This is a genomic window from Roseibium sp. RP-7, assembly GCF_053005225.1.
In genome coordinates, this window is the sequence record NZ_JBRKQA010000002.1 from 1 (window position 1) to 12,884 (window position 12,884).

At 58.2% G+C, this 12,884-nt stretch carries 10 protein-coding genes; 3 read left to right on the plus strand and 7 right to left on the minus strand.

Annotation, left to right across the window (positions count from 1 at the left end):
* The coding region (locus ACVDG9_RS14585; RefSeq protein ID WP_447238319.1) for a peptidoglycan-binding domain-containing protein at nt 1-716 on the plus strand (716 nt) is incomplete at its 5' end.
* A gap of 162 nt (nt 717-878) precedes the next feature.
* A complete protein-coding gene (locus tag ACVDG9_RS14590) occupies nt 879-2,633 on the plus strand; it encodes a caspase family protein (RefSeq protein ID WP_447238320.1) in 1,755 nt (584 codons plus the stop codon).
* 23 nt (nt 2,634-2,656) lie between these two features.
* Here the strand turns inward: ACVDG9_RS14590 and ACVDG9_RS14595 are convergent, their stop codons facing one another.
* The 4 genes from ACVDG9_RS14595 to ACVDG9_RS14610 all read right to left on the minus strand — a co-directional run bounded on the left by ACVDG9_RS14595 (nt 2,657) and on the right by ACVDG9_RS14610 (nt 6,824).
* Nucleotides 2,657-3,811, minus strand: a complete 1,155-nt coding sequence (locus ACVDG9_RS14595; RefSeq protein ID WP_447238321.1) for a DUF2336 domain-containing protein — start codon at nt 3,809-3,811, stop codon at nt 2,657-2,659.
* A gap of 164 nt (nt 3,812-3,975) precedes the next feature.
* Nucleotides 3,976-5,283: a transglycosylase SLT domain-containing protein gene (locus ACVDG9_RS14600; protein WP_447238322.1), complete on the minus strand. Its 1,308-nt coding sequence runs from the start codon at nt 5,281-5,283 to the stop codon at nt 3,976-3,978.
* A gap of 338 nt (nt 5,284-5,621) precedes the next feature.
* The gene (locus ACVDG9_RS14605) at nt 5,622-6,224 is read right to left on the minus strand and encodes a flavin reductase family protein (RefSeq protein WP_447238323.1); all 603 of its coding nucleotides are present in this window, start codon (nt 6,222-6,224) and stop codon (nt 5,622-5,624) included.
* Nucleotides 6,225-6,227: 3 nt separating this feature from the next.
* Entirely contained in the window at nt 6,228-6,824 is a 597-nt protein-coding gene (locus ACVDG9_RS14610; protein ID WP_077293589.1) for a nitroreductase family protein, read from the minus strand.
* Between the two features lie 413 nt (nt 6,825-7,237).
* On the opposite strand from ACVDG9_RS14610, the gene ACVDG9_RS14615 reads away from it, so the two are divergent.
* Nucleotides 7,238-8,266, plus strand: coding sequence for an RgsD C-terminal domain-containing protein (locus tag ACVDG9_RS14615; protein ID WP_447238324.1), 1,029 nt, complete (start codon nt 7,238-7,240; stop codon nt 8,264-8,266).
* Nucleotides 8,267-8,314: 48 nt separating this feature from the next.
* Here ACVDG9_RS14615 and ACVDG9_RS14620 read toward each other — a convergent pair whose 3' ends face one another.
* The 3 genes from ACVDG9_RS14620 to ACVDG9_RS14630 form a co-directional block, all read right to left on the minus strand.
* Nucleotides 8,315-9,163 carry a lysophospholipid acyltransferase family protein gene (locus tag ACVDG9_RS14620; RefSeq protein WP_023001098.1) on the minus strand — a complete coding sequence of 283 codons (849 nt, stop codon included), beginning with the start codon at nt 9,161-9,163 and terminating at the stop codon, nt 8,315-8,317.
* Between the two features lie 143 nt (nt 9,164-9,306).
* Nucleotides 9,307-11,277 (minus strand): threonine--tRNA ligase, encoded by a 1,971-nt coding sequence (gene thrS, locus ACVDG9_RS14625; RefSeq protein WP_447238325.1) that lies wholly within the window; start codon nt 11,275-11,277, stop codon nt 9,307-9,309.
* Nucleotides 11,278-11,415: 138 nt separating this feature from the next.
* Nucleotides 11,416-12,882: a RimK family ATP-grasp domain-containing protein gene (locus tag ACVDG9_RS14630; protein WP_023001096.1), complete on the minus strand. Its 1,467-nt coding sequence runs from the start codon at nt 12,880-12,882 to the stop codon at nt 11,416-11,418.
* Between the last annotated feature and the right edge of the window lie 2 nt (nt 12,883-12,884).

Sequence of the window (12,884 nt, forward strand, 5' to 3'; positions counted from 1 at the left end):
ATCTCGGCAGATACCCGAACGGGATCTATGCCGACCTTGCCCAGCTGAAAATCCAGTCGATCAAGAGCCAGGCGGAAGCGGATGCGCGCCGCAAGGCTCAGGCAGAGGCTGAAGCCCAAGCCATCGCCTCGGCAGCAGCGAATGCATCGCCAGAAAGAACGACGGCCAAGCCTGCAGACGAAATCACCGTTGCCGCCCTGACGCCTGATCAGGCGCCGTCAATGACCTCGACATCCCCGGTATCGTTGTTATCGCCTGAAGAGCTTGCAACGGCTCTCCAGACAGAACTCAACCGGGTTGGCTGTTCGGTCGGCCGTGTTGATGGTGACTGGGGCAACAGAAGCCGGCAGGCACTGAGAACCTATGGCCGCGAAGCCGGGATCGATCTTGCCTCACTTGACCCGGATCCTTCCATTTTGGACCAGCTCAAGAAGTCGACCGGACGCGTTTGCCCACTCACCTGTGGACGGAACCAGGAACTGAAGAACGGTCGCTGTGTCGCGACCAGAACGCCTGAACCTTCCGGCAACAGCACAAAACCGAGCACACAGGCGAAGACCGCCGACAGTTGCCCGAATAACCCGAGCTCTTATGGCAACAAGATAATTGGAAAATCTCACGGCCTGGGCCGCCAGACATTAACCCATCCCTGTGGCAGAAAGCTCTCCTGTGTGGGCAACCATTCCAGTTGGGTTCTGACCTGTAACTGGCTTTAAGCACTTGGCTCAGGCCTGAATTTTAGACTTTCGAAGTTGAGATGTTCCGGCGTATCCGTGATCAGAATGATGATCATTGCCCGTCGGAGCGCCCTGCAGCTGAGTACCCGGAACAGTTTTCCCCGGCAGCTCCCGAGGGCCGGTAGGTTTGGAGAACCGCCTGTGAAGCAGATAATCGCATGCCTGTTGCTACTTGTGTTTGCCGCAAGCGCGGCACATGCCGAACGCCGTGTGGCGCTCGTGATCGGTAATTCCGGCTACGCGAATGTCGCGGAGCTGAAGAACCCCTACAATGATGCCAAGGGCATGTCGGACAAGCTGACGGACCTCGGATTCGATGTTGTCACAGGTCTCGACCTGAGCTTGAGGGACATGCGCCAGACCGTGCGCGAGTTCATCAAGAAGCTCGACAACGCAGACCTTGCCCTGTTCTTCTATGCCGGCCATGGCATCCAGGTGAACGGCGAGAATTATCTCGTCCCGGTCGACGCCGAACTCAGCACCCATCTCGACCTTGATTTCGAGGCCCTGCCCGCAAATCTCGTGCTCAATGCCATGGAACAGAGCACGAAGGTCAACCTTGTCTTTCTAGATGCTTGCCGGAACAACCCGTTTACGGAAAACCTTGCCCGGTCCATGGGGACGCGTTCAAGCGCAGTCGGTCGTGGCCTTGCAAAGATCGGCTCCGGTGTCGGCTCCCTGGTTTCCTTCGCCACCCAGCCGGGCAATGTCGCGCTTGACGGCGATGGCGAGAACAGCCCGTTTACAACTGCCCTGATCAAGCATCTCGGCACGCCCGGTCAGGACATCACCCGCGACCTGGTAATGGTGCGCCGGGACGTTCTGGAAGCCACCAAGGGCCAGCAGGTTCCCTGGGACAATTCCTCACTGACTGGCGAAGTCATTCTCAAGCAGCTTGAGATGGTACAGCCCGTCGAACCGGAGAAGCCCGCGATCAACCCGCAAATCGAGCTGGCCTACTGGGATTCGATCAAGTCCGGCGAATCTATTGCCTATTTCGAAACCTACCTGACCCGATATCCCGAGGGCCAGTTCGCGGATATCGCCAAGATCCGGATCGATGAACTCAAGAACCGTAGCGAGGCAGAAGCAGCCCGCAACGCGAAGCCCGACACCTCCGCTGAAATCGCTTTCTGGCAATCAATCCAGAACGCCACCCGGCCGGAAATGTATGAAACCTATCTGGAGCAATATCCGGACGGGATCTACGCCAAGCTGGCAAGGCTGAATATATCTTCACTGCAACAGCAGGCGGAAGCGGCAGCTACTGCCGCCGCTGCGGCAAAGGCAGCCAAGGCTGCGGACGCCTCCAACAGCACGTCCCCCGCGCAGGAGATAACCGTTGCTGCCCTGCCGCAGCAGGAAACAGTATCAACCGAACCTGCTCCAGCAATTGTTCCATCAACAAGCAGCCGGTCACTCTCGCCTGAAGAACTCGCCACTGCAATGCAAACCGAATTGAACCGCCTTGGGTGTTCGGTTGGTCGTGTTGATGGTGATTGGGGCAACCGTAGCCGGCAGGCTTTGAGGACTTTCAGCCGCGAAGCAGGTGTCGATCTTGCCTCGCTCGACCCGGACCCTTCAATTCTAGACCGTCTGAAGCAATCGACAGGCCGAGTGTGCCCGCTGACATGTGGCCGAAATCAGGAACTGAAGAACGGCAAGTGCATCGCCGTTCGGCAGGAGACACCCTCCAAATCGAACGAGAAGTCCAACTCCACTAAGACGGCACAATCTAGCGGCGCTTGCCCGGCTGATCCAACAGCCTCGTCCAGAAGGCTGGTCAGTTTCAACTATAGGCAGATCACCGCTGTTGCGACACATCCGTGCGGTCGGCAGGTGATTTGCAACAAGCCGCAGAGCAACGTTCATCCGTTCAAATGTTTCTGGAAGTAATCCGCTAAGAGGTGGACTGCGGCCTAAGCAGCGGCTGTCACCTGAAGGCCGCTGTTCTTCACCAATAGCCGAGCCTCGAGACGTGCAACGTCGATGGCGAAACGGCGTAGGAACGCAGTCACGTCTTCGTCCGCTCCCAGGGCGCCGTCCTGCATTTCGGAAAGCAGTGTTTCCGTTAGCATGCGGGCTTCATCCAGCGCCAGATCATAGGTGAAGTCGGCATCCGCCTGCCGGGCAATGTCAATGGCCAGCAGAAAGGCCTGGTGAGCCCGTAGCGGCAAACCGGCCTTGCGGAGCATGGACTGCAGCGCCGACCGGCGAACCGTGACCAGAAGCTTGCACAGCCTCGGCAGCGGCACCTGGCCAAGGTTGGCAAGAGCGGCAGCGAAAAACCGCAAGCGTCCACAGCAGACCGCGCGCAGCAGCAACCGGGTGGTCAGCTTGCCATTGACACGTAGATGCTCGACGAATTCCGGCAGATCGTCTGCACCGGCTTCGAGAGCCAGCCGCAGCACGACCTTGTCTTCTGCATCGCTCAGGAAAGTATGACGCTGGTTTTCCGGAACGCGCTCCAGCACGATCGGATGATCGTCAAGGTTCTGCGCGAGCCGCATCAGCAACTGATAGCGCGTGGTCAACGGCAGGTCCCGGGTTTTCAGAAGCTGGTCGCAGAGGTCCGGCCGGTCTTCGAATCTTTGCGCGATACGCAGGAGGGAAGACTGCAGGATGCGGGCGCTTCTGTTTTCCAGAAGCTGTCTGCAGGCCTGCTCGCAGCCAACCTCACAGATGGCAGCGCAGACAGAAGCCGGCAATCCCTCACGCGAGGCGATGGCGCATTGAACGGCATCGCTGCCTTCGGCAAGAAGGTCGACCAGTTCGACATCCGTCAATATGGGAGAGTGCTTGAGAACCGGCAAAGCCACTTCGTCGACATCACTTGCGAGGCAGCGGACAACGTGACCGGGAGCGTAGGCGCTTGGCGCAAGCAGGTTCGCTATCGCCTTGCGAACGGCGCGGCTGGGGTCATCGAGAAGAATCGTCAAGGCTGCAGCCATGCTGGTCTGTTCCTGGCTGCCAGGTTCGGCTGCCAAATAACGTTCCGCGAATTCTTCCGCGGCCCGTATATCCAAGGTGCGCTCGTCAACTTCGTTCAGAGGGTGAAAGTCATGTGCGTTCATGGCGGTAAAACAATCTTCCCAAGAGTCGAGTGTGAGTCTGACATCAAAGGCTTAACGATCGGTTCACCATAATTTTGCCAGGTTCTCTGGCGAATGCCCGCCTTTCCCGATGGTGGCGGACATGAGACATCAGGCTTTCAGACGGGTCTTTCAACTGCCCATGCTCAAGCCGGTGGCAGCAGGTCCTTTTGTTCCTCTTCTGCCTTCAGGCGCAGGAAACGCGTCAGGTCCAGCGGTCCGCCCTGATTCACCAGCGCCAGTTCCTGTGCCTGCACCTGGTTGGAAGCTCCGGACAGGGCGCTGACGAGGGCAGCTTCTTCCACTGCGGCGAAAGCCGACGCAAAGCGCGGGTTGACGCCTGCCTGGTTCGAAGCCGCGTCATTGCGGAACAGAGCCTCGAACGGATTGGCTGTTTCCGTCGCCTGGAAGGCCGACAGAACCCTGTTGCTTGCGTCGAAATCATCACCATCAATGGCTGCTTCGCGTGTGTTTTGCGGCACCGGACGGTCCGGGGTCACAGAGCCGACACTTTCTTCCAGAAAAGCTGCGCTTGCCGTTGTGGTTGCCCCCTGCTCTGCCGTGCGCTCAGGCAGCGGCACATCCGTCTTTGCCAATTGAAACAGTTCGCCCTGAGGCAATTGAGGGCCTGTGTTGTCAGCTCTCGCGATCTGGCCTGGGCCTGCGGGTTTCGTCCGCATTGCGAAGGCGGCTGCCGGATCTCCTGCCAGATGATCGAAGGATTTCTGGTTGATCGTCGCGGCGCCGTCCGCAGGCTTTGCATTCGGCAGCGTCGCGACCTGCGTGAGTTCTCCCGATGTCCGCAGTTCCTTGTTGGTGCTGGCCTGCGCAATCATCGTGACGGCATCGTGCTTGGAGACGATAACCTCGTAAACTTCCTGCATCGAGCGGGCCTTGCCGTTCGAATGATAGAAGATCGGTTTGTTGGCGCGTGCCTGGGCGGAAAAAACCTTGTCGGCTCGCATGTCCGGGCTGGCGCCGGCCGCATCAATCAATCTGCTTGCGCCGTTGGCACCAAGAAAATGAGCCATATAGAGCTCGCCGTCGCTCGGTTCGCGCCCGATTCTGCGTTCCAGGTACTGGGAATTCTTCTGCGTGAGCGCCCCTGCCATCATGGACGAGATTTCCGGATCCTTCCGAAGGTCGAGAATCTCCCGCCGCATTTGCGGGTCGCTTACATAGAACTTTCCGCTCTTGGAGCGTTGAATCTGATCGGAGTATTTTTCAAGACCGTGTTTCGGACCAGCTTCCTTCATTGTCTCCAGCCAGGTGGATTCAATGAATTGGAACAACCCGGTGGCGCTGGATGTTCTGGCCTTTGCCGTTGGGTTGAATGACGATTCCCGCGCAGCTGTCTTCACCAGGTAGTCGAATGACGTCCCCGTTGAAGTACTCGCAGACTGAAACGCAAGCTCGATCCTAGACGCGATCGAGGCGGTGTCAGCAACTCGCATGACCCTGTCTCCTCGACGGAACCAAATTATCACTTCGTTAACTTTCAGCGTTAACTTTCACGCCCAAAAGGTTAACAAAACCTTAACAACACACAGGTGGGGATCTAAGCAACTACAGGCGAGTCTTTTTTCTTTTGTGCCTGGTCAGAACTACTTATGTCGAAAGCCGGTTATGTGGACAGACAAGAGGCTACCGGCCATTTCCTTTGGAAAAACGCACCAGGAAAAACATCGACTACTGCATTCGAATAACGCCGTTTTCCATGAGTCGGCAAGTCACAATAAAAAGGCGCCGACTTTGCCGGCGCCCTTTTCGGTCATGATCGTTCGGATAATCGTTAAACTTTGGGCCGGCCCATCTGGAACACCTCGTTCACCACGGCGTAGTCCATGTAGCCAAGCCGGGATAGCGGCTTGTAGAGCGTTACATCCACCTTGCCGTCGACAATGACGCTTTCATCGATGTGGACACCGACAACCTGACCGAAAACGACGTAGCTGTCGGTGTCGTCTCCTGTCAGCGTCTTCAATCGCAGGGTTTGAAGGTGCTTGCACTCCAGCGCAGTGACGGCCTTTGCAACGCGAGGCGCTTTCACCAGTCTTGAGGCAGTCATCTCCAACCCTGCCAGATCGAACTCGGAGATCTCATGTGCGACGGAGGCGGAGGTCTGGTTCATCTCGTCCTTGAGGCCGAGGTTCGCCATGTTGCAGACGAACTCCCCTGTCGCGTCGATGTTGGAGACGCTGTCCTTGTAGCCGGTGGAAGAGAACATCACGATCGGCGGTGTATCGCAGACCGCGTTGAAGAAACTGTAGGGTGCAAGGTTGGCCTTGCCGTCCTTGTCGAGTGTGGAGATCCAGCCAATCGGCCGGGGTGCGACAATAGCCTTGAACGGGTTATGCGGCAGGCCGTGGTCGTTTTTTTCCGTTTCGTAGAACATGGGTCAGTCAGTCTCTGTCCAGGTGGATACAATATCGGCAAGGTCGGGGCGCGGACGCTCGAAAGGTGGCTGTGTCGGAGTTCCGATATGTACGAACCCCGCAAACCGCTCTCCGTCTCGCGCGCCAAGGTAACGGGCAGCATCTTCATCAAAGGCAAACCATTCGGACAGCCACTGCGACGCGAAACCTGATGCGGCCGCGGCTGTCAGCAGGTTCATGCAGACGGCACCTGCGGAAAGCTCCTGTTCCCAGACCGGGATTTTCGGATGCTCGGCTGCCTGGCTTAGAACACCGATCACCAATGGTGCACGGGTGAAGCGGGTCAGTTCCTTCTGGCGTTGCTCGCCGTCGAGCGGTCCGTTGAGTGCTTCATACCGGTCCGCCAGCCAGGAACCGATCGTGCGTCCCTGTTCCGGCCTGTAGAGAACGAAACGCCAGGGCGCCAGTTTGCCATGGTCGGGCACGCGCGCTGCAATGGTCAGAATGTCGTTGATCTGTTCTTCGCTCGGCCCCGGGGCTGTCATGGTAACAGAGGGGTGGGAGCGCCGCTGTCGCAGAAAGTCCAGAGTTGCCGGCGATCCGGCGCTGTTACTCGGCATGAAAAGATCCTGTCGGCCTGTTGCAATCGTACGATCCACCTAATTCATTGACCGTAATTGTCAACTTTGATCGCGGCGTCTTGAATTTGCCCAATTTCCGGGCGCATTAAGGGACAACGCTGCAGTGCGGTGAATCTCGGGAAAATCGTCCTTGGCCCGTGATCGGTCAGATTGCACCGAGAATTCCAAAAAACGCACTGGAAACAGAAACATAGTCGTTACCCTGCATCCGGTGCATTTGCACCAGGCAAACCGGACCGGATCTCCAAGGTCAGTTTCGGGTGACGAATGCCTCAAAAGACTGGTAAAAGTCTGCGAGTCAAAATGATAACGACGTAGGCATGGTGAATTCAGCCCCCCTCTCCGGCCAATCGGCTTTGAAGCGTGCAGTCAGATGCACTGCATTTTCGATAATGCTGAGCGCCGTCCTTTCGATGGGCCTTGCTCCTGCGACCTTGGCGCAGACATCTGACGTACCGCCGGCCCCTGCAGAAAAACCGGACCCGAACGCACCGTCTGCTGCTCCTGAAGAACCCATCATCAACCTGCTCGACCGCGAGCCGGAACCCCTCTTTTCCGATACGCTTGTCCCCTACGCGCCGGCCAGGGCATCATCCCCCGGTATCAAGGGCGGCTTGCGGCAGGGCGCTCTCTACCTGATGGCAAAGCTGACGCCTGACAGCCCTCCGCTGAACGAAGGTCTCATCTGGCGGATCTATTCGGAAACGACCAATGCCGACGGGCGCCTGCAACTTGTTGCAACGTCTCAAGGCGGTGATGCCGAATTCCGGCTCGACCCGGGCACCTACCTGATTCACACCGCCTACGGGTTCTCCCAAGCGACCAACCGCATCATCATCGGCAAGGAAGTCCAGTCGAAGATGGTGACGCTCAATGCGGGCGGCATCAAATTCGGTGCGGCACTCAAGGATGGTGAAGACCTCGACGGGCGTGCCGTGGCCTTCGATCTTTATGGCATGGAGTTCAATCAGCGCGGTGAACGCAACCTGATTGCCAGCAACGTCAAGCCGGGCTCCATTCTCCGTCTCAGCGCCAACACCTATCATGTTGTCAGCAAATACGGCGATGTGAACGCGGTCGTCCGGGCGGATATCCAGGTGCTGCCGGGCAAGCTCACTGAAGCGACAATCTTCCACAAGGCCGCCGGTATCACGCTCAAACTGGTCAACGAACGTGGCGGCGAAGCAATTGCCAACACGACGTGGTCCGTCCTGAGCCCGGGGGGGGACGTCGTGGTCGAAGCGACAGGTGCCTTCCCTGATTTCGTGCTGGCAGAAGGCGAATATGAAGCCCTCGCCCGCAACAATGGCCGCACCTACCTGCACACATTCCAGGTGGAACCGGGTGAAGATCGCGAAGTTGAAGTGGTCACTTCCATCAGCGAACTGGCCAGCCAGCAGCAGTCCAGCATCAACAACTGACCTGCGCCGTGTTCCCGGCGACTTTACGATCTGACCAGGTAGCGACGTCTAACGCCGCCGGCCGAGCAAACGCCGGGTCCGTGTGGGTGGCGCCATCTCCATGACCTTGGTCTGCAGGAAATCCATGATCTCCTTCTGATCGCCAAATCCCGAAAGCGTTTCGAACGGGATTGCCCTGCCCGCGCGTGCGGTCATCACAGACCCGAGGATACGGCGGAACTCGCGCACAAGCAGCGCGAGACGAAGGGTCAGCGAGTATTTGCTGACCAGGTGGAACAGCCAGGAATTCTGCCCGTCGAAATAAAGCGGGAGAACAGTTGCCCGTGAGGAGCGGATCATTTTTGCCGTGAAAGTCTTCCAGGGCAGTTCTTCCGCACGGCCGAATGGCTTGGCAGCCGTTGCCACGCCACCACCTGGAAAAACGATAATGGTCGTGCCTTCCTGCAGCAGGCGCAGCGCCTCCTTGCGAGTGGCCATATTGGTCTTGAGCGCTTCCTTGGTTTCCTCGAAATCGACCGGCAGCGAAAACGGCCGGACTTCCGGCACCTTCAGCAACTCGTTGTTGATCAGGATCTTGAACGGGCGGCCAAGCTGTTCCGCGAGTGCCAGGATCGCAAGACCATCGCCAATGCCGTAGGGATGATTGGCGATAAGCACCAGTGGACCTTCCGGCAGATCTTTCGGCGGCCATTCGCCATCTGCAACCGAAACGTTGAGGTTGATCAGGCCGAGAAGGTCATTCCAGATATAGTCGGACGTGCCGACCATCGTTTCCTTCCACACCTCGTAGATGTTGACCAGCTTTCGCCGGCCGGAGAGACCTTCAATGGTGCGGATGGTCCAGCGCTTCAGCGGTGGATGCTCAGGATTGGCATAACTGAATTCAGCGTAGTTCACGGCAGTCGTCTTGACCCTGATGAAACGGTGGCAAATCCGGAACCCAATACCAGACACCCTGTTTCATGATTGTGACAGCACATTGCCCTGATGCCAGGGCAATGTGCAAGCTGTCAGATTTTCCCTTAATGCCAGGGAAAACCTTACTTCAGGTCTGGCGGCGTCGCTTCTTCAACGAACGCTGCAATCGCCTCGTCGAGGCCCATCGGGGTCTGGTCCTTGGAACCGAGACGGCGAACGTTCACGGTCCGCTCCTCGGCTTCACGCATGCCGCACACGATGATCACCGGCACCTTGGCCAGCGAGTGTTCGCGGACCTTGTAGTTGATCTTCTCATTGCGGAAATCGGTCTCGACCTTGAGGCCTTTCGCCTTGAGCAGATCCGCCACTTCCTGGCCGTAATCGTCGGCTTCCGAAGTGATCGTTGCCACCACGATCTGCAGCGGCGCAAACCACAGCGGGAAGTGACCGGCGAAGTTCTCGATCAGGATACCCAGGAACCGTTCCATGGACCCGCAGATCGCCCGGTGGATCATCACCGGTGTCTTCTTCTCGCCGTCCTTGTCGACGTAGAAGGCACCAAAGCGTTCCGGCAGGTTGAAGTCGACCTGCGTCGTGCCGCACTGCCATTCACGGCCGATGGCATCGCGCAGGGTGTACTCGAACTTCGGACCGTAGAAAGCACCCTCGCCCGGCAGGATGTCGGTCTTCACCCGGCCGCCCGACTGGGCTTCGATCTGCTTCAGCACATCGGACATGATCGCTTCGGCATGATCCCATGCCTCGTCGGTGCCGACGCGCTTTTCCGGACGGGTGGACAGTTTCACCACGATCTCGTTGAAGCCGAAGTCTTCATACACAGACAGGATCAGGTCGTTGATCTTGAGACACTCATCCGCCATCTGCTCTTCGGTACAGAACACATGGGCATCGTCCTGGGTGAAGCCACGCACGCGCATCAGACCATGAAGTGCACCCGACGGTTCGTAGCGGTGCACCGCACCGAACTCGGCAAGGCGCATCGGCAGATCGCGGTAGCTCTTCAGCCCGTGCTTGAAAATCTGTACGTGACCGGGGCAGTTCATCGGCTTCAGCGCGAAGACACGCTCGTCCTCGGCTTCCGGATCGGCACACTGCACGGAGAACATGTTCTCCTTGTACCAGGTCCAGTGGCCGGAAGTTTCCCAAAGCGACGTGTGCAGCACCTGAGGTGCGTTCACTTCCTTGTAGGTGTCCTTCAGAACCCGGCGCTTGTAGGCGATCAGGCTCTGGAACATGTCCCAGCCCTTCGGGTGCCAGAAGACTACACCCGGGCCTTCTTCCTGGAAGTGGAACAGGTCCATTTCCCGGCCCAGCTTGCGGTGGTCGCGCTTTTCGGCTTCTTCCAGCATATGAAGGTAGGCTTTGAGCTCCTTCTCGCTGTGCCACGCTGTTGCGTAGATGCGCGTCAGCATTTCGTTGTTGCTGTCGCCGCGCCAGTAGGCGCCAGCCACCTTCATCAGCTTGAAGGCATCGCCGATCTGCCGGGTGGAGACCATATGCGGACCCCGGCACAGGTCCAGCCACTGGCCCTGCTTGTAGATCTTGAGTTCCTGATCTTCCGGAATCGCATCAACGAGCTCGACCTTGTAGTCCTCGCCCTTGGCTGCGAAATAGCGCTTCGCTTCGTCGCGGCTCCACACTTCCTTGGTGAACTGCGCACCGCGGCCGATGATCTCGCGCATCTTCTTTTCGATAACCGGCAGCTCTTCCGGCGTGAACGGCCAGTCGGCGCCCGTGTCCGGGTGAACGCGCTTGAAGTCGTAGTAAAAGCCGTTTTCGATCACCGGACCGATGGTCACCTGGGTACCGGGCCAAAGTTCCTGCACGGCTTCGGCCATGACGTGGGCCGCATCGTGGCGGATCAGTTCAAGGGCGCGCGGGTCGTCGCGGGTAACAATCTCGATCTGGTGATTGCCGCTGATCGGGTCGGTGAGATCTTTCAGTTCCCCGTCGAGAGCCATTGCCACGGCCTTTTTGGCCAGCGACTTGGAAATGCCTTCGGCGACGGCGAGACCGGTGGTGCCTGCCGCGTATTCGCGCACGGAATTGTCGGGGAAAGTAAGTTCAATCATCGGTTTTCTCCTGCTCACTCCTGCAGACAAGGCAGGTAAGCTGTTCAAAGGAAATGGAACGGGCCGGGCATACGGGATTCAAACTAATCCGGCAACCTTTTCCGAAGCATTTCCCTTGATTTGGCCGGCGGTGTTGCCCTAGCGCGCCTCCAGTCGGCGTACGAACCAGCGGATAAGCTGATCCCAGACAGCGTCCTTTTCGGCAAGATCCTCAACCCCGTGATCAAGATTGGGATTGTCATTGATCTCGATGACCACCACCCGCTCGCCGATCACTTTCAGATCGACGCCGTAAAGACCATCACCGATAAGTCGCGCAGCCCGAACCGCGATATCGATCACTGCTGGCGGTGTTTCGGCCATGGAAACTGTCTTGAACCCGCCTTCGACGGCCTTCTTGCCGGTCTCGTGCCGCACGATCTGCCAGTGTTTTTTGGCCATCAGATACTGGCAGGCGAACAGCGGTTCTCCGTCCAGCACACCGATGCGCCAGTCGAAGTCCGTCGGGCAGTATTCCTGCGCAAGCAGGATGGCACTTTCCTGGAAAAGCTCTTTCAGCTTCTCCTTGATGGGTTCGGCGCCCGTCACCCGGAACACGCCACGGCTGAAGGAACCGTCAGGGATCTTCAGAACGATCGGAGAGCCGAGTTTGGCTTCCAGGTCACCCGCCTCCTTCAGGGAGGACAGGACGATGGTCTTGGGCGTCGCGATGCCATGACTTGCCAGAAGCTCGGTCAGATAGACCTTGTTGGTACAGCGGATCATCGACACCGGATCGTCGATCACCGGCATGCCTTCCTGCACGGCGCGCCGGGCAAAACGGTAAGTGTGATTGTCGATGTTGGTGGTCTCGCGAATGAACAGCGCATCATACTGCGCCAGCTTGTCGAGATCACCCTTGCCGATCGGCACGACTTCAACCCCGTGGCGCGCCGCCACCTTGGCCATGTGCTTCAGAGAGGCGATGGAGGATGGCGGCAACTCTTCCTTGGGATCGGACAGAACAGCCATGGCGTACTTCATCAGGGCGCGCTGTTTCGGCGCCCGCCAGGGACGTGTCGTATAGCTTTCCACCGCTGCCAGAAATTGCGCGCGCTCTTCCGCTTCGAGGTCATTTACCGCCAGCACGCGGATGCGCTTGATGCTGCGCCATTCGCCCTCTTCCAGCAGAACCTCCAGCACGGGTGCCCGGAACCAGTCGAACAAGAGCCGCGCGAACGGTTCAAGTGCAGGGTCGCCAACCTGGCCGAGATAGATCAGCAGCCGAGAGACCGCACCAGCAGCCTCCGGTGCCATCTTGCGAAGGCAGCGGTTCAACCGGTCTTCAAGCTCCGGCAAAGCATGCTGATAAAGTTGCTTGCGGGACAGTTCGATCATCGTCTCGACAACCGGCACCACGCGGTGCTGGCGTGCTTCAGCCAGAAGCGACGCGTAATAGCCTGCCCCCTGATAAGCGTAGGAGCGTGACAGATTGAGAATAGTCGGCTTGGCACCGGTAAACAGTTTCGGGTGCGTCAGATACTCCCGCACGGTCATGACCTTGTGCGGCGTTTCCGTGTTGGAGAGGTCTTTGAGGTTGTCGACCAGAATGACCCAGGAAGACATTG